The sequence below is a fragment of the Streptomyces sp. NBC_00670 genome (genome assembly GCF_036226765.1).
Classification (GTDB): domain Bacteria; phylum Actinomycetota; class Actinomycetes; order Streptomycetales; family Streptomycetaceae; genus Streptomyces.
This window is the reverse complement of record NZ_CP109017.1, coordinates 6166489-6191200: the sequence shown is the minus strand read 5'-3', so window position 1 is coordinate 6191200 and position 24712 is coordinate 6166489. Positions and strand designations below refer to the sequence as shown.

Below are 24712 nucleotides of genomic sequence, written 5' to 3'. Positions count from 1 at the left end.
CGTGGCACGAACTCCGCACCCTTCGCCACGACCCGTCAGGTGGTCGTGGCGAAGGGCGCTCCTACGCCGCCGCCGTCACGCCGTGTGCAGCGTCAGTCCGTAGCGGTTGAGCACCTCGTTGATCGGCTGGAACCACGTCTCGCCGCCCGAGCTGCAGTTGCCCCAGCCGCCCGACGTCGTGCCCTGCGCCTGGTCGCCGCTGATGAACGAGCCGCCGGAGTCACCGGGTTCGGCGCACGCGTTCGTCTTGGTCATCTGGTGCACCGCGCCCTGGCTGTAGTTGACGGTCTCGTTCTTCGCGAGGACCGTCCCGCAGTGCCAGTGGGAGGTCGAGCCGGAACGGCATATCGACGCCCCGACCGGTGCCTCCCCCGAGCCCCGCACCAGCTGGTCGGAGACGGTGCCCCAGCCGAGGACGACCGGCACGGTCCACCAGCCGCTGCCGACGTTGACCCACGCGTAGTCGTTGTCGGGGAACGAGGAGCCCTGGAAGTTGCCGATGTAGGTGTGGTCCCAGCCGCTGACGCTCATGCCGGGCGTGCCGCAGTGGCCGGCGGTGATGAAGCCGCCGTACACCGAGAAGCCGATGGAACAGCGGACGTTGCCCGTGTAGTACGGGTCGCCGCCGACGGTCCCGGCGGCGAGCGTACGCGGCTGGTGGTCCGTCTCCTGGACGGTCACCGGGCCGGCCTTGCGGGCGCGGGCCACGAACGCCTCGACATCGTTGTCGCTCTTGTGGGTGTCGACGACGGTGACGGTGACGGTGCTCGACTTCGGGTCGACGTGCCAGCCGGCGACGCCGTCGGGCGCGTCCATCGCGTTGAGCTCGGTCATGGTCGAGTCGAGTGTGCGTTCGGTGTGTGCGACGCGGGTGACGTCGGCGCCGGTGGCCTCGACGGCGGCGCGGTGCGTGTCGTCCGCCAGGCCGACGACGAGCGTGCCGCGCTTGGCGTCGAACCACGAGCCGCCGTACGTGGCGCCGGCCGCCTTGCGGGCGGCCTTCTCGACGGTGCGGGCCGTGGTCTCGGCGGCGAGGCGGTCGGTGGCCTGGGACTTCGTCAGGTGCAGGTCGCGTTGGAGGGCGTCGATCAGGGCGGGGGAGGCGGCGGCGCTGCTCTTGGCGGGGGTGTCCTGGGGGGTGGCGCCGGGGGCGGCCGCGGAGGCCTGGCCGAGGCCTGCGGCGGCGGTGACGAGGAGGAGGGCGGTGGAGAGGGTGGTGGTGCGGAGGGTGGTGGTGCGTCTCATGGGGGGTGCCTTTCGTCGTCCGGTGCTCTGTGGGGTGGAGCGAGGTGGGGCGGACGGGCGGTACTGACTGAGAGCGCTCTCAGGGGTGGTTCTGAGGGAGAGGGTAACGGGGAAGTCAAGTCAGGTCCATGCCAATGGATGCGATTGGTACGGTCCATTTGTGCGGGGGGGGGTGGGGTTGAGTGGGGGGTGCGGGTGGACGGGGGCTGGTCGCGCAGTTCCCCGCGCCCCCTAAGAGCAGGAGGCGCCCCCAGTCCTTCAGGGGCGCGGGGAACTGCGCGACCAGCCAGCCCCCACCCGCATCCGGACACGAAGCCGATCCCCGAACCCCGAACCCCTCACCCCGGCTCGCGCTCCCGCGCGACCGACCCCGGCATCGCGGGATGGCGCGCGAGGACGAACACCCCTGTGACGACCGCCGCGAGGCCGGCCGTCGCCCACGCGAGGGCCGCCGGGTCGGTGTGGAGCCGGTCGCCGAGGAAGCCGATCCCGCAGGCGATCCCGGCGATCGGCTCCGCCGCGGTCAGCGCCGGCAGCGACATCCGCAACGGTCCCGCCTCGAACGCGCTCTGCACCAGCATCAGCCCGGTCACCGCGAGCGCGACGATCGTGTACGGCTCCCAGCTCACCAACAGCGCCGGGATGCCGTCGTCGGCGATGATCTGGCTGGAGACCCGGGTCAGCGCGTCCTGCAGCCCGTACAGCGCGCCCGCCGCCGCGGCCAGCAGCGGCGGCTCCTCGAAGAACGGCAGGTGCCGGGCCACCACGATCAGCGCCAGCGCCACGCCCACGACCAGGCCGAACACCAGCCAGTGCCGCAACGCGCCGACCTGCGCGTCGGTGCCGGTCGGCCGCCCGGCCAGGATGAACGCGGCCACCCCGCCGCTGAGCAGCAGCACCCCGCTCCAGCCGGAGCCGCCCAGCCGCTCCCCGCTCATCCAGCGGGCCAGCGCCATCGCGAAGAGCAGGTTCGTGGCCAGCAGCGGTTCCACCTTGGACAAGTCGCCCTTGCTGAGCGCCACCGCGCTGAGGATCTGACCCACCACCATGCAGCCGATGCCGCCCAGCCACAGCGGCACCCGGACCAGGTCCCACAGCAGCCGGAAGGAGAGCATGTCGGAGACGGGCGCCCGCTCGGCGGCGTGCTGCTGGAGCACGAAGCCGAGGCCGAGCAGACAGGCGGCGATCAGACCGAAGAGGTAGACCACGGGCGACTCGCTCCTCCGCGATATGTGTTCCCCCGTTTTCCCTTCCGTTCAGTCTCGCCCCCGGGCCCCCGGGCGGGACGCAATGGGGCGCGCGGCGGACATGTCCTATGATCACCGCACCTGATCGGGTGTGGTCCCCCGCACGACACCGGACCGGGCGAGGCGGGGGGCGCGCTTGCCCCTCGACGTACGAACCACGACGACACACACCGAGGGTCACCCCGTATGCATCCCCAGAACCACCAGTACCACCAGTACCTCCCGGGCGCGCCCGACTCCCCCGTCATCCTCCACGTCCCCCACTCCTCCCGCGCGATACCGCAGGACGTTCGGCAGGGGATCACGCTCGACGACGCCGCGCTCAACGCCGAGCTGGACCACATCACGGACGCGCACACGGCGGAGCTCGCCGCCGCCACCGCCGACCGCTGCGCCACCACCCCCTGGCGGTTCGTCAACCGGCTCTCGCGGCTGGTCGTGGACCCCGAGCGGTTCCCGGACCAACGCGAGGAGATGCTCTCCGTCGGCATGGGCGCGGTGTACACGCGGACCACGCACAGGGAAGAGCTCCGCCCGGCGTCGTACGACGCGCGGCCGCTCGTCGAGACGTACTTCCGTCCCTACGCCGCCGCCATGACCGACGCCGTCGCCGGGCGGCTGGCCGCCGTGGGGCGGGCGGTGATCGTGGACGTGCACTCGTACCCGACCGCGCGGCTGCCGTACGAACTGCACGGCGACGGCCCCCGCCCGCCGATCTGCCTGGGCCGGGACGCCTTCCACACCCCGGACGCGCTGCTCGCCCACGCGGAGCGGGCCTTCGCGCGCTTCGGCGGCACGGGGATCGACAGCCCGTTCCAGGGAACGTACGTTCCCCTGCGGTATTACGAGCGGGACCCCCGGGTCACCGCGCTGATGATCGAGATCCGGCGCGACGTCTACATGACGGAACCGGGCGGCCCGTACGGCCCGGGGCTCGAAGCGCTCGCGGACGCGCTGGCCGAGCTGGTCGACGGGGCCGGAACGAGCTGACCCTTTACCCACCGGCCCGGTCGGAGTGCCCGGGCCCCGAACAGCTCCACCAGGGGGACACCGCACATGCCCGACAAGAGATCGGGGCCGGCCGAGCAGCCGCCCTCCACGACAGGCGGAAAGGTCCGGCTGGAGAAGGACGTCGCAGCCCGCCCGAAGGCACTCGGGCGGCGGCGCCTCGCAGCGGTCCTCACCGCGACGGTCCTCGCGCTCGTCGCCCTCGTCACCCTCCTGGTGACCGGCGGCAGCGAGCAGGGATCGGCACGCTCCGGCACGGACGCCGACGTCCCGGCCGAGCCCGGGGCAGAGAAGAGCACGGCCGATCCGACCTCCGGGCCCCCTCACGTTTCCGTCCCGGAGTTCAGCTCCGCCGCCGCACGCGACGTGGCGTTCCTCGGCGACGTCGGCCAGTTCTCCACGTGGCCCGACGCCACGGAGTACGGAGCCATGTCGTCCGACGGTGGCGGTTACGACCTCTCGGACTTCCGCAAGGCCGTCCTCGGGGACGCGAGAGCCGTCTGCGAGGCCCTCACCGGTGGAGCCGACATGAACGACGTCCCCGACCTCGTGGGGCTGCCGCTCCCCGACCCGATCGACCAGGCCGCCTTCATCGTGGAGGCGGTCACCTTCTACTGCCCGGACCGGATCGGCGCCGTGACCGACGGCGTCTACAGCATGCCGGTGCCGACGAAGCAGGACGAGGACTGCCCGGCCGTCTCCACTCTGAAGACGACGGCCACGATCGAGCGGCCGGATGCCGACGACGACCCGACCTCGGCCACGTACACGGTGAAGGTCCGCAACACCTCCCCGTACGACGTGCGTGTCCAGCTCCAGCAGCGCTGGTTCGCGGACGGCAAGGCGCCCGGATGGGAGCTGTCCCCCGAGTGGGAGCCGAAGTGGGAGTTCTTCGGCGAGACGGGGGAGGACCAGTTCTTCACCATCGAGGCGGGCGGGACCTCCACCTACGAGGGGGAACAGAACGGCATCTACCACTGGAGTCGTACCGAGGTCCGCGTCGCCCCGAAGGAGTTCGTGTTCCTCGGATGCGGCTACCGGCCCGGCCCCGGCGCGGCCCCGAACCCATAGCGGCGGGACCGCACGTACGGCGACCTCGACTGCACCGGCCGGCCGACTGGGCGGACGAGTGCCAAGCGATCGCCACGCGAAGGGGCCGAGTACCAGCGGGTCCGGTCCCTGCTCGTCGTGGCGGCCACGCGCGTCCGGAACAGCCTGGACGTCTTCCGGCACGGGGAGCCGGGCCTGCGGCCTGACCCGGCCGGCGGCACGAGGAGCACAGGTGAGGGCCCCGACCTGACGGTCGGGGCCCTCACATGTTGTCGATCAAGCAAGTGTCCGAGGGGGGACTTGAACCCCCACGCCCGATAAAGGGCACTAGCACCTCAAGCTAGCGCGTCTGCCATTCCGCCACCCGGACGAGGTGTCCGTCGCCCGGCCGGGGTGGGGCCCCGCGGCGACACGGACAACAATACCAAGCTTTGGCGGTGCCTTTCACCTGCGTATCCGTCGGGTGGAGGGGGCGGACCGGGGGCGGGGGCCGGGTGGGGCGGTCAGTGGGCGAAAGCGGCGTCGAAGGCGGCGGAGGGTGGCTCGAAGTCGTACGTCCGCAGTCTGGCAAGGGCCTCCGGTGCGCCCTGGAGGCGGTCCATGCCGGCGTCCTCCCATTCGACGGAGACGGGGCCCCGGTAGCCGATGGAGCGCAGCATGCGGAAGACGTCCTCCCAGGGCACGTCCCCGTGGCCGGCCGAGACGAAGTCCCAGCCGCGCCGGGGGTCGCCCCAGGGCAGGTGGGAGCCGAGGCGGCCGTTGCGGCCGTCGAGGCGGGTGCGGGCCTCCTTGCAGTCGACGTGGTAGATCCGGTCGCGGAAGTCGTACAGGAAGCCGACCGGGTCCAGGTCCTGCCAGACGAAGTGCGAGGGGTCGAAGTTCAGGCCGAAGGCGGGGCGGTGGTCCACCGCCTCCAGGGTCCGCCGGGTGGTCCAGTAGTCGTACGCGATCTCGCCGGGGTGGACCTCGTGGGCGAACCGCACGCCCTCCGCGTCGTAGACGTCGAGGATCGGGTTCCAGCGGTCGGCGAAGTCCTCGTAGCCGCGTTCGATCATGGATTCGGGCGCGGGCGGGAACATGGCGACCAGGTGCCAGATGGACGAGCCGGTGAAGCCGATGACGGTGTCGACGCCGAAGCGGGCGGCGGCGCGTGCGGTGTCCGCGATCTCGTCGGCCGCGCGCCGCCGGACGCCCTCCGGTTCGCCGTCGCCCCAGATGCGGGTGGGGAGGATGGCCCGGTGGCGTTCGTCGATGATCGCGTCGCAGACGGCCTGGCCGACCAGGTGGTTCGAGATCGCCCGGCACTTCAGGCCGTACTTGTCGAGCAGTTGGTGGCGGGATTCCACGTAGGAGGGATCCGCGAGGGCTTTGTCGACCTCGAAGTGGTCGCCCCAGCAGGCGAGTTCGAGGCCGTCGTAGCCGAAGTCGCGGGCGTGGCGGCAGACCTCCTCCAGGGGCAGGTCGGCCCATTGGCCGGTGAAGAGCGTGAAGTCGCGCGGCATGTCGCTGCTCAGCCTCCTCAAGGGGCGATCGGGTCGGGTGCGGGGGCGGGTATCGGGGTGTAGACGGCGTTCTTCGCGGCGCTCTCCTCGACGGCGGCGAGCACGCGCTGCACCCGCAGTCCGTCGGCGAAGGAGGGCTCGGGCCGGCGGCCCTCGGCGATCGCGTGGACGAGGTCGCGGACCTGGTGGACGAAGGTGTGCTCGTAGCCGAGCCCGTGGCCCGGCGGCCACCAGGCGTCCAGGTAGGGGTGCTCGGGTTCGGTGACGAGGATGCGGCGGAAGCCCGCGTGCTCCCCCGGCTCCGTGCCGTCGTGGTACGAGAGTTCGTTGAGCCGCTCCAGGTCGAAGGCCAGCGAGCCGCGCTCACCGTTGAGTTCGAGGCGCAGGGAGTTCTTGCGGCCGGTGGCGCAGCGGGTGGCCTCGAAGGAGGCGAGGGCGCCGGAGGCGAAACGGCCGGTGAAGACGACGGCGTCGTCGACGGTGACCTCGCCGGTGGCATCGGCCTGGGACTCACCTTCGACGCCGTCCGCCGACCCCGCCGACAGCCCCCGCCCCCCACCGGTGGCCGACGGCAGCGGCCGGCGTCGTACGAACGTCTCGGTGAGCGCCGAGACGCCCGCGAGCGGCTCCCCGGTCAGGTACTGCGCCAGGTCGACGACATGGGCGCCGAGGTCGCCGAGTGCGCCGGAGCCGGCGCGTTCCCGGCGCAGCCGCCAGGTCAGCGGGGCGGCGGGGTCCACCAGCCAGTCCTGGAGGTAGGTCACCCGCACGTGCCGCAGCCGGCCGAGGCGCCCCTCGGCGACCATGCGGCGGGCCAGCGCGGTGGCCGGGAGGCGCCGGTAGTTGAAGCCGGTCATCGCCAACCGGCCCCGGCCGTACGCCTCTTCGGCGGCGCGGGTCATCACCTCCGCCTCCGCGACCGTGTTGGCCAGCGGCTTCTCGCACAGGACGTGCTTGCCGGCGGCGAGCGCGGCCAGCGCGATCTCGGCGTGGCTGTCACCGGGGGTGCAGATGTCGACGAGGTCGATGTCGTCGCGTGTCACCAGGGCCCGCCAGTCGGTCTCGGTGCTCGCCCAGCCGTGCCGGCCGGCGGCCAGGCGTACGGCGTCGGCGTCGCGCCCGCAGAGTGCCACCGGGACCGGGTTCAGCGGCAGGTCGAAGACGCGGCCCGCGGTGCGCCAGGCCTGGGAGTGGGCGGCGCCCATGAAGGCGTGGCCCACCATGCCGATCCGCAGCGGCGGCGCGGCCGCCGAGGGACGCGCGACCACCGCGGTGGCGCGCCCCCCGGCGACCTCCCCCACCTCCCCCGTTCCCCCCGGCTCCAGCGGCTCTCCCGGCTTCCCCGGTTCGACCGGCTCCCTCATGCGGCTGTCCTCCTCGTCGTCGTGGCGCGGCGGGCCCGGTGCGGCGCTGCCGGCCGCCTCACTTGAAGCCCGTGGACATGTACCGGTCGACGTTCTCCTTGTCGACGACGGCCGAGTAGCAGGTCAGCGACGTGGGGATCTCGAACTCGGCGAGTCCGGAGACCCCCTTGCCCTGGCCGAGCGCACGGGCCAGGTCGATCGCGGAGGCGGCCATCGTCGGCGGGTAGAGCACGGTCGCCTTCAGCACGCCCCGGTCCGCCTTGATGGCCTGGAACGCGGAGAGCGCGCCGGCGCCGCCGACCATCAGGAAGTCGTCCCGCCCGGCCTGCTCGATGGCGCGCAGCGCGCCCACGCCCTGGTCGTCGTCGTGGTTCCAGAGCGCGTCGAAGTCCTGCTGGGCCTGGAGGAGTTGGGCCATCTTGGCCTGCCCGGACTCGACGGTGAACTCGGCGGCCTGGCGGGCCACCTTCTTGATGTTCGGGTAGTTCTTCAGTGCGTCGTCGAACCCTTGCGTGCGCTGCTTGGTGAGTTCCAGGTTGTCCAGTCCGGCCAGTTCGACGACCTTGGCGTCCGCCTTGTCCTTGAGCCGTTCGCCGATGTAGTGGCCGGCGTTGAGGCCCATGCCGTAGTTGTCGCCGCCGATCCAGCAGCGGTAGGCCTGCGGGGAGTTGAAGACGCGGTCGAGGTTGACGACGGGGATGCCGGCGCGCATCGCCTTGAGCCCGGCCCGGGTGAGGGCCTTGCCGTCGGCGGGGAGGACGACCAGGACGTCGACCTTCTTGTTGATGAGGGTCTCGATCTGGCCGATCTGCTGGGCGGTGTCGTTGGAGCCCTCGGTGACCTCGAGGGTGACGTCCGTGTACTTCTCGGCGCGTTTCTTGGCGTTGTCGTTGATGGCGTTGAGCCAGCCGTGGTCGGCCTGCGGTCCCGCGTAGCCGATGGTGACGCGCTTGCCGGGCCTGTCGTCGGCGGCGGGGCTGTCGTTCGCGGCCGCCCCGCCGTCGCCGTCGTCGCCCGTGTCGTTGCTGGTGCAGCCGCTGAGGAGGGCACCGGCGGACACGGCGGCGGCTCCGAACAGCAGTCCTCTGCGGGAGGAGGTGAGCTGGTGCATGGCGGTGAACCCTTTCCTCAGGTCGTGCTCGCGGTACGGCGCTGGACCAGCACGGCGGCGACGATGATCGCGCCCTTGGCGATCTGCTGGACGTCGCTCTGCAGGTTGTTCAGGGCGAAGAGGTTGGTGATCGTGGTGAAGATCAGGACGCCGAGGACGGAACCGGTGAGGGTGCCCCGGCCGCCGCTGAGCAGGGTGCCGCCGATGATCACGGCGGCGATGGCGTCGAGTTCGTAGAGATTGCCGTTGGTGTTCTGGCCCGAGCCGGCCAGGACGACGAGCAGGAAGGCGGCGATGCCGCAGCACAGCCCGGAGAGCAGATAGAGGTAGAGCCGCTGGCGGCGGACGTCGATGCCGGCCAGCCGGGCGGCCTCCGGGTTGCCGCCGACGGCGACCGTGCGGCGGCCGAAGGTGGTCCGGTTGAACACCAGCCAGCCGACCACGGTGACGGCCGCGAACACCAGCACCAGCGGTGGCACGCCGAGCACGTAGGCGTCGCGCTCGCCGAGGTCGAGGACGCCCGGCACGGTGACGACCTGGGTGCGGCCGTCGGTGATCTGGAGGGCGAGGCCGCGTGCGGAGGCCAGCATGGCGAGGGTGGCGATGAACGGGACCAGGCCGCCGTACGCGATGAGCACCCCGTTGACCAGCCCGCAGCCGAGGCCGACCAGGACCGCGGTGAGAAGGATGCCGCCGAAGCCGTGGCTCTGGGTGGCGGCCGTGGTGGCCCACACCGAGGACAGGGCGACGATCGCGCCGACGGACAGGTCGATGCCGCCGGAGGTGATCACGAACGTCATGCCGACGCTGACGACGCCGATCACGGAGGCCTGGGTGAGGACGAGTTGGAGGTTGCGGGTGTCGAGGAACGCGTCGGGCTTGGTGAGGCCGCCGATGAGGACCAGGACGGCGAGGACGCCGAGCAGGGTGAGGGTGCGGACGTCCGCGTGGACCGGCAACCCCCGCCGGGCGGGCCGCCCGGCCGCCGGGGCCGCCTTTCCGGTGCCGTCCCGGGGCGGGGACACGTGCTGAGTCATGAGGCCGGGCTCCCTTCCCGGGAGGAGTCGCTGGACAGGTCCTCGCGCGCGTCCCGGTGCGCGTTCATGACGAGGTCGAGTACGCGGTGTTCGTCGAGGCCGCGGGCGGGTGCCTGGTGGACGACGCGGCCCTCGCGGAGCACCAGGACGCGGTCGGCGAGGCCGAGCACCTCGGGGATCTCGCTGGAGACCAGCAGGACGGCGAGGCCCGCGTCGGCCAGCCGCCGGATCACCGCGTAGAGCTCGGCGCGGGCGCCGACGTCGACGCCGCGCGTGGGTTCGTCGAGCAGCAGGACCCGGCAGCCGCGCAGCAGCCAGCGGGCGAGGACCGCCTTCTGCTGGTTGCCGCCGGACAGGGTGCGCACGGGTACGGCGGGGTCGTCGGGGCGCAGTGACAGCTCCCGGGTGGCGGTCCGGGCGGCCTCGCGTTCGGCGTGCCGGTCGAGCCAGCCGCCGCGCGCGAAGCGGGGCAGCGCGGCGACGGAGACGTTGCGGGTGACGGACTCCAGCATCAGCAGGGCCTGCGCCTTGCGCTCCTCGGGAGCGAGGCCGAGCCCGGCGCGGACGGCGGCGCGCACGCTGCCGGGTCTGAGCGGGCGGCCGTCGACGAGGACGTGGCCGGTGGTGGGGCGGCGGGCGCCGTAGACCGTCTCCAGGATCTCGGAGCGGCCGGAGCCGACAAGTCCGGCGAGGCCGACGATCTCGCCGGGGCGGACGTCGAGGTCGAGCGGGGCGAACTCGCCCTGCCGGGAGAGGCCGCGGACGCTCAGGACGGGGGTGGCGGCGCCGTCCGCCTGCCCCTCCGGCCGGTCCGGGAAGACGTACTCGATGCTGCGGCCGGTCATCAGCGCCACCACCTCGCGGGTGGGCGTCGACCGGGCAGGCAGTCCGCCGGCGACGGCCCGGCCGTCCTTGAGGACGGTGACCCGGTCGCCGATGCGGCGGATCTCCTCCAGGCGGTGCGAGATGTACACGACGGCGACATCGGCGGCGGTGAGGTCGGCGACGATGCGGAACAGGTTGTCGACCTCGTCGGGGTCGAGGGCGGCGGAGGGTTCGTCCATCACGAGGAGCCGTACGTCGTGCGAGAGCGCCCGCGCCATGGACACGATCTGCCGCTGTGCCGCCGGGAGTTCGCCGACCGGGCGGCCGGGGCGGATCTCCGGGTGCCCGAGCCGTTCGAGCAGCGCCGCCGTCGCCGACCTCGCCGCCCTTGCTCGTACGACGAAGCCGGCGCGGGTCGGCTCATGGCCCAGGTGGACGTTCTCGGCGACCGACAGATGGTCCACCAGGTCGAGTTCCTGGTGGAGGGTGGCGATGCCGAGGCGCAGGGCGGCCATGGGCGAGCGGAGGGTGACGGGCTCGCCGCGCCAGCGGAGGGTGCCGGAGTCGGGCTGGTAGGCGCCGGCCAGCACCTTGATGAGGGTGGACTTGCCGGCGCCGTTCTGGCCGAGCAGGCAGTGCACCTCGCCGGCCCGGACGTCGAGGTCGACGCCGTCCAGGGCCCGGACGCCGGGGAAGGTCTTGGTGACGGAGGACATGCTGAGCAGGGGTGGTTCCGGTGCCATGTGAGGTCCCCTCGGCGGGCGTACGGACGGCCGGAGTCAGGGCAGGGCTGCTCGGTGCGGTGGGGCCGGAGCGGTTCGGTGTGGTGTGCGGGAGCCGGTTCGCGGGGGCGCGGCCGGTTACGCGGGTGAGAACAGGTGGTCGCTGATGAGCCGGGCCGCGCCGATGACTCCGGCGGTGGGGCCCAGTTCGCCCAGCACGATGGGGAGGTTGCCGGTCGCCAGCGGCAGGGACTGGCGGTAGACCTGGGTGCGGATCGCGGCGAGCAGGGTGTGGCCGAGGCCGGTGACCCCGCCGCCGATCACCACGAGGCCCGGGTTGAAGAAGCTGACCAGGCCCGCGATGACCTGGCCGGTGCGGGTGCCGCCCTCCCTGATGAGGTCGAGCGAGGTGGCGTCGCCCGCGGCGGCCGCGGCGGCGACGTCGACGGCGCTCAGGCCGCCGTTCGCCTCCAGTCGGCTCGCGAGTTCGGCCGACAGGCCCTGCCGGGCGGCCTCCGCCGCGTCGCGGGCGAGCGCGGCACCGCTGAAGTGGGCCTCCAGGCAGCCCCGGTTGCCGCAGGCACACTGCCGTCCGTCGGGCACGGCCTGGATGTGCCCGATGTCGCCCGCGCTGCCCGTCGTGCCGCGGTGGACGTGGCCGCCGACGACGATGCCGCAGCCGATACCGGTGCCGATCTTGACGCAGAGGAAGTCGGCGACGGTGCGGGCGACGCCGGCGTGCTGCTCCCCCAGCGCCATGAGGTTCACGTCGTTGTCGACGAGGACCGGGCAGCCCAGCTCCTGGCCGAGCGCCTCCCGTACGGGGAAGCCGTCCCAGCCGGGCATGATCGGCGGCGCCACCGGGACGCCCTCGGGAAAGCGGACCGGCCCGGGGACGCCGATGCCGGCGCCGTCGAACCCCTCCGCCCACCCGGCGGCCCTGAGCTTCGCCGCCAGGGACAAAACCTGCTCGAAGACCGCGACCGGGCCCTCGCGCACGTCCATCGGTTCGTTGAGGTGACCGAGGATCTCCAGCTCGGCGTTGGTGACGGCGACGTCGACCGAGGTCGCGCCGATGTCGACGCCGAGAAAGCGGAGTTGCGGATTGAGGCGGACGTTGTGGGAGCGGCGGCCGCCGCGCGAGGCGGCGAGTCCGTCGGCCACGACGAGGCCCGTCTCCAGCAGCCGGTCCACCTCCACGGCCAGCCTGGACCGTGACAGATCGACCTGGTCGCCGAGGCGGGCCCGGGAGTTGGGGCCGCCGTCGCGCAACAGCCGCAGCAGGCGGGCCTGGTGTGCGTTTCCCGGACGTGCCGTCATGCGCCTCACGAGCCCCTCCCCGCCTCAATCAGGCCTGTGCGCGGCGGTGTTCGGCCGCGTTGGTGGCTTGCTCGGTAAGGGAACGTAGCAGCGCCTGCCGAACCTGGGAAGAAGCTGTGCGCGGATTGCTCGTTCTTTCTCCTCGCACAGGACAAAGTCCGGCCGCGGGCGGGCCGGCGGCGGGGATCAGTGGCGTATGTGCTCGGTGTGGGCGCGCATCAGTGCCGTCGCGCGGGCGGCGTCGCCGTCCGCGATCGCGGCCGTGATCGCCCGGTGTTCGGCCCAGGCCCGCGGGCCGCGCTGCCGGGCGGCGGGGTCGTGGTACCAGCGCACCCGGCGGTCGATCCGGGCGGCCAGTTCGGCGAGGACCGCGTTGCCGGAGAGTTCGATGACCTTGGCGTGGAAGCGGGCGCCGAGGGCGACCGCGCGGTCCAGGTCGCCCGCTGCCACGGCCCGTTCGCCCTCCGCGCACAGCACCTCGAGCGCGCCGACGCCGTCCGCGCCGGCGGCCGTGGCGGCGAGCCGGGCGGCCTCGCCCTCCAACAGTGTGCGTACCGTGCCCAGTTGCTCGGCCTCGGCCTCCGTCGGCTCGTGCACGAACGCGCCCTGGGCGGGTCTGAGGTCCACCCAGCCCTCGGTGCTCAGCCGCTGCAACGCCTCGCGCACCGGCTGCCGCGAGACGCCGAGGTGCCGGGCCAGTTCGCTCTCGACGAGATGCCGGCCGGGCGGCAGGGCGCGGCTGGTGATGAGGTCGAGCAGCGCCTCGTGGACCCGGTCGCGCAGCGGCCCGGGCCGCGCCGGCATCGCGCCCCGCGGCAGTTCCGTCGACAACGTCGGCTCCCTTCCGGAACCAGTGGTGGCCGGCCCACCCCCTTGGACGCTCAGGGGCAGCGGATCACCTGTCCCGCGTACGACAGATTGCCGCCGAAGCCGAAGAGGAGGACCGGGTCGCCGGTGGTCAGTTCGCCGCGCTCGACGAGCTTGGAGAGGGCGAGCGGAATGCTGGCGGCGGAGGTGTTGCCGGACTCGGTGACGTCCCGGGCGACGACGGCGTTGACGGCGCCGATCTTCTCGGCGAGCGGTTCGATGATGCGCAGGTTGGCCTGGTGCAGGACGACTCCGGCGAGGTCCGCGGGCGCGATGCCGGAGCGTTCGCACACCTGGCGGGCGATGGCGGGGAGGCGGGTGGTCGCCCAGCGGTAGACGCTCTGCCCCTCCTGGGCGAAGCGCGGCGGGGTGCCCTCGATGCGTACGGCGTGCCCCATCTCGGGTACGGAGCCCCACAGCACGGGCCCGATACCGGGGCGCGCGTCGGCCGCGGCGGCCCCGTCGGCCCCGGCGGGCCTTTCGACGTCGGCCTCGACGACGGCCGCGCCCGCCCCGTCGCCGACCAGGACGCAGGTCGTACGGTCCGTCCAGTCCGTGACCTCGGACATCTTGTCGGCGCCGATGACCAGCGCGCGGGTGGCGGCGCCCGCGCGGACGGCGTGGTCGGCGGTGGCCAGCGCGTGCGGGAACCCGGCGCAGACGACGTTGACGTCCATCGCGGCCGGCGAGGGGATGCCGAGCCGGGCGGCGACCCGGGCGGCGGTGTTCGGGGACCGGTCGATCGCCGTGGAGGTGGCGACGACGACGAGGTCGACGGTCTCGGGGCCGTGCCCGGCCGCGGCGAGGGCCTTGGCGGCGGCGTGCGCGGCGAGTTCGTCGACCGGCTCGTCGGGCCCGGCGACGTGCCGGGTGCGGATGCCCACCCGGCTGCGGATCCACTCGTCACTGGTGTCGACCATGCCCGCCAGGTCCTCGTTGGTGAGGATCCCGGCGGGCTGGTAATGGCCGACGGCGGTGAGGCGTGAGCCGTGCGTCATGGTGGTCCCCCTGGTGCGTGGGTGGCGGATCCACCAGTCTGATCAGTGACTCACGGGTACGGCGGCAGGCGAAGCGACAGGAAAGCGGGAGGCGGATTGTCGGCTTCCGTCAGTGCCCGGGGCCCCGGCCGCAAAGCGTTCGTTCACCCGGTGGGATCAGCCGGTGAACAGTTGCGTCGCCTTGCGCACCAGTTCGTACAGACCGTAGGCGAGCGGGGCGCCCACCCACAGCCAGGAGAGGGCGATCAGCGGACGGCGGTCAGGCGGCGGACTGCTCTCGCCGGTCATCGGCGGCCTCCTTGCCGGATACGGGGACGTGGTGACGGGGGTGGACGGGGCGGACGAGTTCGTTGGCGACGAAGCCGACGACGAGCAGCCCGATCATGATGAGGAAGGACAGGGTGTAGAGGTCGGCGCCGTGCTTGCCCGCGTCCTCCTGGTGGTCGGCGATCCAGTTGACGATCAGCGGGCCGAGCACACCGGCCAGGGACCAGGCGGTGAGCAGCCGGCCGTGGATGGCGCCGACCTGGTAGGTGCCGAAGAGGTCCTTCAGATAGGCGGGTGCGGTCGAGAAGCCGCCGCCGTAGAAGGAGAGGACGACCAGCGCGCACAGCACGAACAGCGGCTTGGAGTCGTCGCCGAACAGGGCGATCAGCGCGTACATCACGGCGCCGACGCCGAGGTAGACGCGGTAGATGTTCTTCCGGCCGATCAGGTCGGAGGTGGTGGACCAGCCGATGCGGCCGGCCATGTTGGCCGCGGACAGCAGGGCGACGAAGCCGGCCGCCGCGGAGACGGAGACGGGGGTCGACGAGCCCGCGAAGAAGTCCGTGATCATCGGCGCGGCCTTCTCCAGGATGCCGATGCCGGCGGTCACGTTGGTGACCAGCACGATCCACAGCAGCCAGAACTGCGGGGTGCGGACGGCACTGCGGGCGGAGACGTGGACGGGGGCGGCGACGGCCGGGGCCTCGGCTCCGGCCGTCTCCTCCCCGGCCGCCGGGACGACGGGGGCGCGCTCGCGCGGCACCCGGACGAGAAGGACACCGAGGGTCATGAAGACGGCGTACGCCAGTCCGTGCACGAGGAACGCGAGGGCGATGCCCCCGCTGTCGGTGCCGAAGGAGTCCAGCATCTGCGCCGACCAGGGCGAGGCGATCAGCGCACCGCCGCCGAAGCCCATGATGGCGATTCCGGTGGCCATGCCGGGGCGGTCCGGGAACCACTTGATGAGCGTGGAGACCGGGGAGATGTAGCCGATGCCGAGACCGATGCCGCCGACGAAGCCGTAGCCGAGGACGATCAGCCAGTACTGCTCGGTGGCAGCGCCGAGGGCGGACAGCAGGAAGCCGGAGGAGAAGCAGACCAGGGCGACGGTCATGGCCCAGCGGGGCCCCTTGCGCTCGACGAGCGTGCCGCCGAAGGCGGCGGACAGGCCGAGCATCACGATGCCGAGCTGGAAGGGGAGGGCGCTCTGAGTGCCGGAGAGGTCCAGGGCGGATTCGAGGGGCGGCTTGAACACGCTCCAGGCGTAGGCCTGGCCGATGGAGAGGTGAATGGCGAGGGCGGCCGGGGGAACGAGCCAGCGGCTCCAGCCGGGGGGTGCGACAGGGGGGCTCATGGATCAAGAACGGTAGGGACGTCGGGGGTAGTTGAGAAGGCAACGGTCTGCGCGTATGCGGTGAACGGTACGGTGCGCGCGACGAACGGTTCCTGTGGGGCGGTGAGCGGTCGAAGTGGTGGGGTTCGACGGCGTTCCGGGGCGCCCGGAGCCCGGGGGCTCCGCCCCTGGACCCCGGGTTGTTGCGCCGGGGAGCTCGGGGGGTGGGGTTCGTTGGCGGGTGCGGCTGCGTTGTGGCGTGTCGCGCAGTTCCCCGCGCCCCTGAAAAGCAGGGGGCGCCCCCGGCTGCGCAAGCGCGAGCAACCGCGACCCGTAAGGGGCGCGGGGGACTGCGCAATCAACCCCCACCCACCCGAGCTCTCGCGGGGTCCAAGGGGCGGAGCCCCTTGAAAGGACGGGAAGGGTAGGGGCGGCGGGGGCGAAAAAGCACACCGCCGCCGGAACTCAGAGGTAGCTGACCCCCGTCAGCCGCTCGGCCGTCTCCCACAGACGCCGGGCGATCCCGGGATCGGCCGCATCCCGGCTCAGACGCGCCTCGACCACCCGCCCCCGCGTCTCCCACAAACCCCCCGGCCCGAAGAACTGCCCACCCCGCACCCCCGGATCCGTCGCCGCCCGCAACTGCGGCAACGCCCCCCGCTCCACCGGCTGCGTGACCAGCAACCCGAGCCGCGCGATCACACTTCCCACCCTCCCCCGGTGCTCCCACGCCCGAGGCGTCAGATTCGTACGCGTGAGCCCCGGATGCGCGAGCACGCTCACCACCGACGCCCCCACCCCCCGCAGCCGCCGGTCGAGCTCCACCCCGAACACCGTCGCCGCGAGCTTCGACCGCCCGTACGCACGGGCCGCGTCGTAGTCCCGCTCCGACATCAGGTCGTCGAAGTCGAGGTGCGCGTTCTTGTGCGTGATCGAGCTGAGGCTCACCACTCGCGCGGCCGGCGCCGCCGAGAGACTGCCGAGCAGCAACCCGGTCAACGCGAAGTGCCCCAGCAGATTCGTGCCGAAGTGCAGCTCGAACCCGTCGGCAGACGTACGGCGCGGCCCCAGCAGCACCAGCCCCGCGTTGTTGACCAGCAGATCGATCACCGGGTAATCGGCCGCCAGCTTCGCGGCGAACGCCCGCACCGACGCGAGCGAGGCGAGATCCAGCTCCCGCACCTCGACGTCCCCGCCCATCCGGCGCGCGGCCTCCTCCCCGGCCGCGGTGTTCCGGACGGCGAGGACGACCCGGGCGCCCCGCCGCGCCAGCTCGGTCGCGGTGACCAGGCCGAGGCCCGAGTTGGCCCCGCTCACGACGGCGACCCTGCCGTGCTGGTCGGGAATGCGGTCGACGGTCCATCCGGTCATCTGCTGCTCCTGGTGGCATCGGTACGTCGGGTCGGCGGCACGCCGGCCCGGCCACGCTAGGAGCGGTGCGGGCCGGCTCGATGGTCCGCGTTTCCCTAGGTCCCCGGGACCTACCTTGCGCGTCCAGGAGGGCGGCACACTGGCCGTATGAGCAGCCCGCACCCGTACGCCCGCGAACTCGGCGACTTCCTGCGCGCCCGCCGCGGCCGGATCGCCCCGCGCGACGTCGGCCTGGAGCCGGGCGGCCGGCGCAAGGTGACCGGGCTGCGGCGCGAGGAGCTGGCCCTGCTGGCCGGGCTGAGCACCGACTACTACCAGCGGATGGAGCAGGGCCGGGAGGTACGCCCGTCCGACGGCGTCCTGGAGGCGCTGGCCGGCGCGCTCGGCCTCGACGACGCCGAGCGCCGGCACCTGTTCACCCTGGCCCGCGCCGCCCGCCGGCCCGCACCCGCCCCGGTGGACCGCGCCCCGGAACGCGTGCCGCGGCGCACCCGCCGGCTGCTGCGCGTCATGGACACCCCGGCCGTCGTCCTCGGCAGGCACCTGGACCTGCTCGACTGGAACGAGATGGCCGAGGCCCTGCTCGGCGACCCGTCCGGGCTCCCGCCCGACCGGCTCAACATGCTCCTGCTGCTGTTCGACGACGAACTGAACCACGGGCGGCGCTGCCAGGACTGGGAGCGCCAGGCCCTGGACTACATCGGCATGCTCCGCACCGCCGTCGCCACCGACCCCACGCATCCGCGCGCCACCGCGATCGTCGGCGAACTGAGCATCCGCAGCGCGGAGTTCCGGCGGCTGTGGGCCCGGCACGACGTGTGCGCGTCGGTCAGCGGCACGAAGACGTTCCGGGTGCCCGAGGTGGGCGACCTCGTCCTGGACTGGGACACGTACCCGCTGCCCGGCGACCCCGGTCCGGTGATGCTGGTGTTCACCGCCGAGCCCGGCCCCGCCGCGGACCGGCTGCGGCTGCTGGCGTCCCTGCGCGCGACCCGCTCGGCCCGGGCGGGACGGGGGCGGGGTGATTGATCCGGCGCCCCGTGGCAACCTCTGTTCCAAGGGCCGCTTCGGCCGCCAGTACGACGCAGGGAACCGGGGCTGATCGGGACATGGGACGGGTCACGGAACGACGCAGGGTCATCCGCATCCGCGACGGGGCGGTCTCCGCCCGGCCGGACACGCTCGTCGCCGAGGAGCCGCTGGAGATCCGGCTCAACGGCAAACAGCTCGCGATCACCATGCGCACCCCCGGCGACGACTTCGCGCTCGCCGCCGGGTTCCTGGTGAGCGAGGGGGTACTGGGCGCGGGCGACGAGCTGCGGAACATCGTGTACTGCGCGGGCGCGACGGGTGGGGGTCCCTCCCTGCTCGAGCGAAGCCGAGAGCTTGGGGGAGGGTCCAACACGTACAACGTCGTGGACGTGCAGACCGCGCCGGACGTCGTCATCCCCGACATCACGCTCGAACGCAATGTGTACACGACGTCGTCCTGCGGACTGTGCGGCAAGGCGAGCCTGGACGCGGTCCGTACGACGGCCCGCTGGGCGATCGACGACGGTGCCGCCGCGCCCATGACGCTGACGCCGGAGCTGCTGGCCGGCCTGCCGGACCGGCTCCGCGCGGCCCAGCGCGTCTTCGACCGCACGGGCGGGCTGCACGCGGCGGCGCTGTTCTCGGAGGACGGCGAGCTGCTGGACATACGGGAGGACGTGGGCCGGCACAACGCGGTCGACAAGCTGGTGGGCCGCGCGTTGCAGAACGACGCGCTGCCGTTGTCCCGCACGGTCCTGATGGTCTCGGGCCGGGCGTCCTTCGAGCTGGCCCAGAAGGCGGTCATGGCCGGCATCCCAGTCCTCGCCGCGGTCTCGGCCCCGTCCTCCCTGGCGGTCGACCTGGCAGCGGAATCGGGCCTCACGCTGGTCGGTTTCCTCCGCGGCACGTCCATGAACGTGTACGCGGGAGACCACCGGCTCGCCCTGGAGGCAGGGGGCGCCCTCTGTTTCTAGGGGCGCGGGGAACTGCGCGAGCAACCACCCACCCTCCCGCACCCGACAACGCACCCAAGGGGTCCAAGGGGCGGAGCCCCTTGAAGGGATGATGGGGGTCCCCCCTGCTCATGGGGGTCCCCCCTGCTCGAGCGCAGCCGAGAGCTTGGGGGAGAAGTTGAGAGCTTGGGGGAGGGTAGGGGCGGCGGGGGCGAGAACGGTCCGGGCCGGTGATGTCCTCCGTGCACCACCGACCCGGCCGGCGGCCGAACCGCCACCTACTTCAGCGTCCCGCCCGCCGCAACCGTCACTGCCCCGCCCGCCGCAGCCGAGCCCCACCCGCCAGCACCGCCCCCGCCAACGCCTCCGCCGCGACCCGAGCCGCCCCCGCCCGCTCCGCATGCACCAGCACGAAGTCCACCTCCCCCAGCACCGGCAGCCCCACCCGCTCCGGCACCCGCACCAACCCCGGCGGCACCAGCCCCCGCGAGTGCGCCATCACCCCCAGCCCCGCCCGCGCCGCCGCCACCAGCCCGTTGAGACTTCCGCTCGTGCAGGTGATCCGCCACGCCCGCCCCGCCCGCTCCAGCGCCCGCAAGGCCAGCTCCCGCGTGATCCCCGGCGGCGGATAGACGATCAACGGCACCGGCCGCGCCGGATCCAGCCGGAACCGCTCCGCCCCGATCCACACCAGCTCGTCGTGGCGGACGAGCTGCCCCCGCGGATCCCCGTCCCGCCGCTTGGCCAGCACCAGGTCCAGTTGCCCGGCCGCGAGCCGCTCGTGCAGGGTGCCCGACAGCTCCACCGTCAGCTCCAGATCGACCTCGGGGTTCTCGCGCCGGAACCCCTCCAGGATCTCCGGCAGCCGGGTCAGGACGAAGTCCTCAGACGCCCCGAACCGCAGCCGCCCCCGCGGCCGCGCACCGCCGAAGTGCGCCGCCGCCTGCTCGTGCACCTCCAGGATCCGGCGCGCGAAGCCGAGCATCGCCTCGCCGTCCTCCGTCAGCTCCACGGAGTGGGTGTCCCGGGCGAACAGTGCCCGGCCGGTCGCGTCCTCGAGCCGGCGCACATGCTGGCTGACCGTCGACTGGCGCAGCCCGAGCCGCCGGGCGGCCTGCGTGAAGCTCAGCGTCTGCGCCACCGCGAGGAAGGTACGCAGATGGGTGGGCTCGTACATGGCGGCCACCCTAGCCCTTCATCACGAAACACGATCGCAGTAAGAGCGGTGTACCGGTTTCCCGATAGCCCGGCGGGCCGGACGATGGAGACCTCGGAAGAAGGGCAGCCGAGCCTCGGAAGAAGCGCACCCGGGCCTCGGAAGCGCACCCGAGCCCGAATGACACACGACCCCGAATGACGCACAGCGTGGTGGAGCCCAGTGAAACGCCTGCGATGGCCGCGATGGATGCCCGTCGACCCGTACATCGTCCTGCTGCTGGCGACGGTGGGACTCGCGGCCCTCGTCCCGGCGCGCGACACCGCCGCCGACGCGGTCTCCGGCGCCTCCACGGCCGCGATCGCCTTCCTCTTCTTCCTCTACGGGGCTCGGCTCTCCACCCGTGAGGCGATGGACGGACTGCGCCACTGGCGGCTCCACGTCACCGTCCTGCTCTGCACCTTCGTCGTCTTCCCACTGCTCGGGCTGGCCGCGCGCGGGCTCGTGCCGGTGCTGCTGACGCACTCCCTGTACACCGGGCTGCTCTTCCTCACGCTCGTCCCCTCGACCATCCAGTCCTCGATCGCGTTCACCTCCATCGCCCGCGGCAACGTGCCCGCCGCGATCTGCGCGGGCTCCTTCTCCTCGCTCGCCGGGATCGTCGTCACGCCGTTGCTCGCGGCGGCGCTGCTCGGTGACAGCGGGGGCGGGTTCTCCCTGGACTCCCTGGTCAAGATCGTGCTCCAGCTCCTCGTGCCGTTCGTGGCCGGGCAGGTGCTGCGGCGCTGGATCGGGGGGTTCGTGGCCCGGCACAAGAAGGTGCTGGGGCTCGTCGACCGGGGTTCGATCCTGCTGGTCGTCTACTCGGCGTTCAGCGAGGGCATGGTGCGGGGCATCTGGCACCAGGTGAACGTGGTGCGGCTGGCCGGCCTCCTCGGGGTGGAGGCGGTGCTGCTCGCGGTGATGCTGGCGCTGACCTGGTACGGGGCGCGGGCGCTGGGGTTCGGGCGGGAGGACCGGATCGCGATCCAGTTCGCGGGGTCGAAGAAGTCGCTGGCGTCGGGGCTGCCGATGGCGAGCGTGCTGTTCGGGGCGCAGGCGTCGTTGGCGGTGCTGCCGCTGATGCTGTTCCACCAGATGCAGCTGATGGTGTGCGCGGTGATCGCCCGGCGGCGGGCCAAGGACGACGACGCGCGGCCACCGGGCGACCACCGGCCCGCCCCCACCCGAAAACGAACCCCTACTCCCCAGTAACCGTTCGCACCCGGTGCATGCCCCGGGCAGATCCCGTGGAGATTGCGGGCCCGGAACTTACCCTGACGTCAGGTTTCTGTCCCGCGCCGACCCATGTGAGCGCATTTTCACGCGCTGACCAGCACGTTCCGTGAACGGCGCTCATTTTTCACACCCCTCCCGCCCCGCCGCGCCGTGGGGTAGCTTTCACGCCCTGTCCGGGAGCGCACGAGGAGCGGGGTTTGCACGAGTTCACCAACCCTCCGCCGACGACGTCGCAACCGCCCGTGGGCGGACTGGCCGACGTCGTCTTCGAGCATGCCCACGAGGACCCCTCGCGCATCGCCCTGGGCCGCAAGGGCCCCGACGGCCGCTGGCGAGACGTCACCGCCGCCGAGTTCCGCGACGAGGTGCTGGCCCTCGCCAAGGGCCTGCTCGTCCAGGGGGTCCGCTTCGGCGACCGGGTCGCCATCATGTGCCCCACCCGCTACGAGTGGACCCTGTTCGACTTCGCGCTGTGGTCCATCGGCGCCGAGGTCGTCCCCGTCTACCCGACCTCCTCCGCCGAGCAGGTCTGCTGGATGCTGCACGACGCGCAGGTCAGCGCGGCGATGGTGGAGCACGAGGACCACGCGATGACGATCGCCACGGTCATCGACCGCCTCCCCCATCTGCGCCGGCTGTGGCAGCTGGACAAGGGCGCGGTGCAGGAGCTGTACGACGCGGGCGCGCATCTGGAGGACGACACGGTCCACCGGCACCGGCAGGCGGTCACCCCCGACACGGTGGCCACGATCATCTACACCTCGGGCACCACCGGCCGCCCCAAGGGCTGCGTCCTCACCCACGGCAACCTGATGTTCGAGACGGACACGGTGATCCAGCGCTGGGAGCCGGTGTTCCACTCCCGCCGCGGCGACCAGGCGTCCACCCTGCTGTTCCTGCCGCTGGCGCACGTCTTCGGGCGGATGGTGGAGGTCGCCGCGATCCGCGGCCGGGTCAAGTTCGGCCACCAGCCGCAGCTGAGCGCCTCCGCGCTGCTGCCCGACCTGGCCGCGTTCCGGCCGACGTTCTTCCTGGCGGTGCCGTACATCTTCGAGAAGGTCTTCAACGCCGCCCGCCGCAAGGCCGAGAAGGAGGGCAGGGCGGGACCGTTCGAGAAGGCCGTGGAGGTGGCGGTCAGATACGCCGACGCCGTGGAGGCCAAGGCCTGGGGCATCGGCCCGGGGCCGACGGCGGGGCTGCGGATGCAGCACCAGGTCTTCGACAAGCTGGTCTACGCCAAGATCCGCGCCGCGATGGGCGGCAGGGTGCGGCACGCGATGTCCGGCGGCTCGGCGATGGACCGCCGCCTCGGGCTGTTCTTCGCGGGCGCGGGCGTCCAGATCTACGAGGGCTACGGGCTGACGGAGTCCACGGCGGCCGCGACCGCCAACCCGCCCGAGCGCACCCGGTACGGCACGGTCGGCCAGGCCATCCCGGGCATGTCCGTGCACATCGCGGAGGACGGCGAGGTCTGGCTGCGCGGCGACAACGTCTTCCAGGGCTACCTCAACAACGAGAAGGCCACCGACGAGGCGCTGCACGACGGCTGGCTGGCCACCGGCGACCTCGGCACCCTCGACGAGGACGGCTACCTCACCATCACCGGGCGCAAGAAGGAGATCCTGGTCACCTCTGGTGGCAAGAGCGTTTCGCCCGGGCCGCTGGAGGAGCGGGTCCGGGACCATCCCCTGGTCGCCCAGTGCCTGGTCGTCGGCAACGACCGGCCGTACGTGGCGGCGCTGGTCACCCTGGACCAGGAGGCGGTGGAGCACTGGTTGCAGATGCGCGGCAAGCCGCGCCTGGAGCCGGCCCGGCTGGTGCGCGACCCGGACCTGGAGACCGAGGTGCGGCGCGCGGTGGTCGCCGCGAACACGCAGGTCTCCCGGGCGGAGCAGATCCGTACGTTCCGCATCCTGGCGAACCAGTTCACCGAGGAGCACGGGCTGCTCACGCCCTCGCTGAAGCTGAAGCGCCGGGCGATCGAGAACGCCTACGAGGCCGTGGTGGAGGCGCTGTACCAGGCGTGAGGGAACCTTTCGCCCCGCCGGGAACGGACCTCCCGGAATGCATCACGCAGTGTGATCGTTGACGATGGGGTAACCGGGCGGACGAACGGGCAGGAGCACTCTCGTGTGTCCTGCACGGGCGTCCCGCCCGCTGCACCCATCGACGACCTAAGGATTAGAGAGCTCGTGAGCAGCAAGGTCCCCCCGATCATCCTCAACAACGGCGTCGAGATGCCCCAGCTCGGCTTCGGCGTCTGGCAGGTGGCGGACGACGAGGCGGAGCGTGCCGTGAGCACCGCCCTTCAGGCGGGCTACCGCAGCATCGACACCGCGGCGATCTACGGCAACGAGGAGGGCACCGGCCGGGCGATCGCCTCCGCCGGGCTCCCCCGCGAGGAGCTCTTCGTCACCACCAAGCTCTGGAACGCCGACCAGGGCTACGACAGCGCCCTGCGCGGTTTCGACGCCTCCCTGAAGAAGCTCGGCCTGGACTACGTGGATCTGTACCTGATCCACTGGCCGATGCCGGACCGGGGCCTGTTCGTCGACACGTACAAGGCGTTCGAGAAGCTGTACGAGGAGGGCCGCGCCAAGGCGATCGGCGTCTCCAACTTCCTGCCCGAGCATCTGACGACGCTGCTGGAGGCGACGTCGGTCGTCCCGGCGGTCAACCAGATCGAGCTGCACCCGCATCTGCAGCAGCGGGCGGCGCGCGAGGTCCACGCGGAGCAGGGCATCGCGACCGAGGCCTGGTCCCCGCTCGGCTCCGGCAAGGGGCTGCTGGACGTGCCGGCGCTCGTGGCGATCGCGCAGAAGCACGGGCGGACGCCCGCGCAGGTGGTGCTGCGCTGGCATCTGCAGCTGGGCAACATCGTGATCCCGAAGTCCGTGACGCCGTCGCGGATCAAGGAGAACATCGAGGTCTTCGACTTCTCGCTGGACGACGAGGACCTGGGCGCGATCAGCGCGCTCAACGAGGACCGGCGGATCGGCTCCGACCCGGCCGACGTCAACGGCTGA

21 protein-coding genes and 1 tRNA gene are annotated in these 24712 nt (G+C 72.4%); 7 read left to right on the top strand and 15 right to left on the bottom strand.

The annotated features are described in order from the left end of the window. Window positions 1–75: 75 nt before the first annotated feature. Together OIE12_RS27390 and OIE12_RS27385 are read right to left on the bottom strand one after the other, a co-directional pair. The gene (locus OIE12_RS27390; protein WP_329139777.1) at window positions 76–1245 is read right to left on the bottom strand and encodes a S1 family peptidase; all 1170 of its coding nucleotides are present in this window, start codon (window positions 1243–1245) and stop codon (window positions 76–78) included. Window positions 1246–1583: 338 nt separating this feature from the next. Further along, window positions 1584–2453, bottom strand: coding sequence for a DMT family transporter (locus tag OIE12_RS27385; RefSeq protein WP_329139775.1), 870 nt, complete (start codon window positions 2451–2453; stop codon window positions 1584–1586). Between the two features lie 225 nt (window positions 2454–2678). On the opposite strand from OIE12_RS27385, the gene OIE12_RS27380 reads away from it, so the two are divergent. Together OIE12_RS27380 and OIE12_RS27375 are read left to right on the top strand one after the other, a co-directional pair. Then, a complete protein-coding gene (locus tag OIE12_RS27380; protein WP_329139773.1) occupies window positions 2679–3482 on the top strand; it encodes an N-formylglutamate amidohydrolase in 804 nt (267 codons plus the stop codon). 66 nt (window positions 3483–3548) lie between these two features. Continuing rightward, window positions 3549–4571 carry a DUF732 domain-containing protein gene (locus tag OIE12_RS27375; protein WP_329139771.1) on the top strand — a complete coding sequence of 341 codons (1023 nt, stop codon included), beginning with the start codon at window positions 3549–3551 and terminating at the stop codon, window positions 4569–4571. A gap of 264 nt (window positions 4572–4835) precedes the next feature. Here OIE12_RS27375 and OIE12_RS27370 read toward each other — a convergent pair. The 12 genes from OIE12_RS27370 to OIE12_RS27315 form a co-directional block, all read right to left on the bottom strand. Continuing rightward, window positions 4836–4920 (bottom strand) — tRNA-Leu (locus OIE12_RS27370). A gap of 133 nt (window positions 4921–5053) precedes the next feature. Further along, window positions 5054–6052, bottom strand: a complete 999-nt coding sequence (locus tag OIE12_RS27365; protein WP_329139769.1) for a sugar phosphate isomerase/epimerase family protein — start codon at window positions 6050–6052, stop codon at window positions 5054–5056. A gap of 17 nt (window positions 6053–6069) precedes the next feature. Continuing rightward, window positions 6070–7416, bottom strand: a complete 1347-nt coding sequence (locus tag OIE12_RS27360; protein ID WP_443053925.1) for a Gfo/Idh/MocA family protein — start codon at window positions 7414–7416, stop codon at window positions 6070–6072. 58 nt (window positions 7417–7474) lie between these two features. Continuing rightward, the gene (locus OIE12_RS27355; RefSeq protein ID WP_329139767.1) at window positions 7475–8527 is read right to left on the bottom strand and encodes a substrate-binding domain-containing protein; all 1053 of its coding nucleotides are present in this window, start codon (window positions 8525–8527) and stop codon (window positions 7475–7477) included. Window positions 8528–8544: 17 nt separating this feature from the next. Then, the gene (locus OIE12_RS27350; protein ID WP_329139765.1) at window positions 8545–9564 is read right to left on the bottom strand and encodes an ABC transporter permease; all 1020 of its coding nucleotides are present in this window, start codon (window positions 9562–9564) and stop codon (window positions 8545–8547) included. After that, window positions 9561–11132 carry a sugar ABC transporter ATP-binding protein gene (locus tag OIE12_RS27345; RefSeq protein ID WP_329139763.1) on the bottom strand — a complete coding sequence of 524 codons (1572 nt, stop codon included), beginning with the start codon at window positions 11130–11132 and terminating at the stop codon, window positions 9561–9563. The genes OIE12_RS27350 and OIE12_RS27345 overlap by 4 nt, the downstream gene beginning before the upstream one ends. A 117-nt stretch (window positions 11133–11249) precedes the next feature. Next, entirely contained in the window at window positions 11250–12431 is a 1182-nt protein-coding gene (locus OIE12_RS27340; RefSeq protein WP_329139761.1) for an ROK family transcriptional regulator, read from the bottom strand. Between the two features lie 186 nt (window positions 12432–12617). After that, window positions 12618–13235 (bottom strand): GntR family transcriptional regulator, encoded by a 618-nt coding sequence (locus OIE12_RS27335; protein ID WP_329142263.1) that lies wholly within the window; start codon window positions 13233–13235, stop codon window positions 12618–12620. A 77-nt stretch (window positions 13236–13312) separates the two neighbouring features. After that, window positions 13313–14296, bottom strand: a complete 984-nt coding sequence (locus OIE12_RS27330; protein WP_329139757.1) for a beta-ketoacyl-ACP synthase III — start codon at window positions 14294–14296, stop codon at window positions 13313–13315. A gap of 156 nt (window positions 14297–14452) precedes the next feature. Then, window positions 14453–14584, bottom strand: a complete 132-nt coding sequence (locus OIE12_RS27325) for an MFS transporter small subunit (protein WP_267881966.1) — start codon at window positions 14582–14584, stop codon at window positions 14453–14455. Then, window positions 14556–15917: an OFA family MFS transporter gene (locus tag OIE12_RS27320; protein ID WP_329139752.1), complete on the bottom strand. Its 1362-nt coding sequence runs from the start codon at window positions 15915–15917 to the stop codon at window positions 14556–14558. The genes OIE12_RS27325 and OIE12_RS27320 overlap by 29 nt, the downstream gene beginning before the upstream one ends. 444 nt (window positions 15918–16361) lie before the next feature. Then, window positions 16362–17267: an oxidoreductase gene (locus tag OIE12_RS27315; RefSeq protein WP_329139750.1), complete on the bottom strand. Its 906-nt coding sequence runs from the start codon at window positions 17265–17267 to the stop codon at window positions 16362–16364. Window positions 17268–17414: 147 nt separating this feature from the next. Between OIE12_RS27315 and OIE12_RS27310 the strand changes: the two genes are divergently transcribed. Continuing rightward, window positions 17415–18296 carry a helix-turn-helix transcriptional regulator gene (locus OIE12_RS27310; RefSeq protein ID WP_329139748.1) on the top strand — a complete coding sequence of 294 codons (882 nt, stop codon included), beginning with the start codon at window positions 17415–17417 and terminating at the stop codon, window positions 18294–18296. 80 nt (window positions 18297–18376) lie between these two features. After that, window positions 18377–19273, top strand: a complete 897-nt coding sequence (fdhD, locus tag OIE12_RS27305) for a formate dehydrogenase accessory sulfurtransferase FdhD (RefSeq protein WP_329139745.1) — start codon at window positions 18377–18379, stop codon at window positions 19271–19273. A 286-nt stretch (window positions 19274–19559) separates the two neighbouring features. Here the strand turns inward: fdhD and OIE12_RS27300 are convergent, their stop codons facing one another. After that, complete coding sequence (locus OIE12_RS27300; RefSeq protein ID WP_329139743.1) at window positions 19560–20429, bottom strand: LysR substrate-binding domain-containing protein; 870 nt, start codon at window positions 20427–20429, stop codon at window positions 19560–19562. A gap of 201 nt (window positions 20430–20630) precedes the next feature. Here OIE12_RS27300 and OIE12_RS27295 point away from each other — a divergent pair, with 201 nt between their 5' ends. From OIE12_RS27295 to OIE12_RS27285, 3 genes are all read left to right on the top strand, one after another. Further along, window positions 20631–21662, top strand: coding sequence for a bile acid:sodium symporter family protein (locus OIE12_RS27295; protein WP_329139741.1), 1032 nt, complete (start codon window positions 20631–20633; stop codon window positions 21660–21662). Between the two features lie 221 nt (window positions 21663–21883). After that, a complete protein-coding gene (locus OIE12_RS27290) occupies window positions 21884–23713 on the top strand; it encodes an AMP-dependent synthetase/ligase (RefSeq protein WP_329139739.1) in 1830 nt (609 codons plus the stop codon). A gap of 165 nt (window positions 23714–23878) precedes the next feature. Further along, window positions 23879–24712 carry an aldo/keto reductase gene (locus OIE12_RS27285; protein ID WP_329139737.1) on the top strand — a complete coding sequence of 278 codons (834 nt, stop codon included), beginning with the start codon at window positions 23879–23881 and terminating at the stop codon, window positions 24710–24712.

Coding starts and splice junctions, on each gene's coding strand:
- OIE12_RS27315 (WP_329139750.1), bottom strand. CDS start 17,267: ATGACCGGATGGACCGTCGACCGCATTCCCGACCAGCACGGCAGGGTC.
- fdhD (WP_329139745.1), top strand. CDS start 18,377: ATGGGACGGGTCACGGAACGACGCAGGGTCATCCGCATCCGCGACGGG.
- OIE12_RS27350 (WP_329139765.1), bottom strand. CDS start 9,564: ATGACTCAGCACGTGTCCCCGCCCCGGGACGGCACCGGAAAGGCGGCC.
- OIE12_RS27300 (WP_329139743.1), bottom strand. CDS start 20,429: ATGTACGAGCCCACCCATCTGCGTACCTTCCTCGCGGTGGCGCAGACG.
- OIE12_RS27380 (WP_329139773.1), top strand. CDS start 2,679: ATGCATCCCCAGAACCACCAGTACCACCAGTACCTCCCGGGCGCGCCC.
- OIE12_RS27320 (WP_329139752.1), bottom strand. CDS start 15,917: ATGAGCCCCCCTGTCGCACCCCCCGGCTGGAGCCGCTGGCTCGTTCCC.
- OIE12_RS27390 (WP_329139777.1), bottom strand. CDS start 1,245: ATGAGACGCACCACCACCCTCCGCACCACCACCCTCTCCACCGCCCTC.
- OIE12_RS27330 (WP_329139757.1), bottom strand. CDS start 14,296: ATGACGCACGGCTCACGCCTCACCGCCGTCGGCCATTACCAGCCCGCC.
- OIE12_RS27345 (WP_329139763.1), bottom strand. CDS start 11,132: ATGGCACCGGAACCACCCCTGCTCAGCATGTCCTCCGTCACCAAGACC.
- OIE12_RS27355 (WP_329139767.1), bottom strand. CDS start 8,527: ATGCACCAGCTCACCTCCTCCCGCAGAGGACTGCTGTTCGGAGCCGCC.
- OIE12_RS27340 (WP_329139761.1), bottom strand. CDS start 12,431: ATGACGGCACGTCCGGGAAACGCACACCAGGCCCGCCTGCTGCGGCTG.
- OIE12_RS27310 (WP_329139748.1), top strand. CDS start 17,415: ATGAGCAGCCCGCACCCGTACGCCCGCGAACTCGGCGACTTCCTGCGC.
- OIE12_RS27365 (WP_329139769.1), bottom strand. CDS start 6,052: ATGCCGCGCGACTTCACGCTCTTCACCGGCCAATGGGCCGACCTGCCC.
- OIE12_RS27360 (WP_443053925.1), bottom strand. CDS start 7,416: ATGAGGGAGCCGGTCGAACCGGGGAAGCCGGGAGAGCCGCTGGAGCCG.
- OIE12_RS27325 (WP_267881966.1), bottom strand. CDS start 14,584: ATGACCGGCGAGAGCAGTCCGCCGCCTGACCGCCGTCCGCTGATCGCC.
- OIE12_RS27375 (WP_329139771.1), top strand. CDS start 3,549: ATGCCCGACAAGAGATCGGGGCCGGCCGAGCAGCCGCCCTCCACGACA.
- OIE12_RS27335 (WP_329142263.1), bottom strand. CDS start 13,235: ATGCCGGCGCGGCCCGGGCCGCTGCGCGACCGGGTCCACGAGGCGCTG.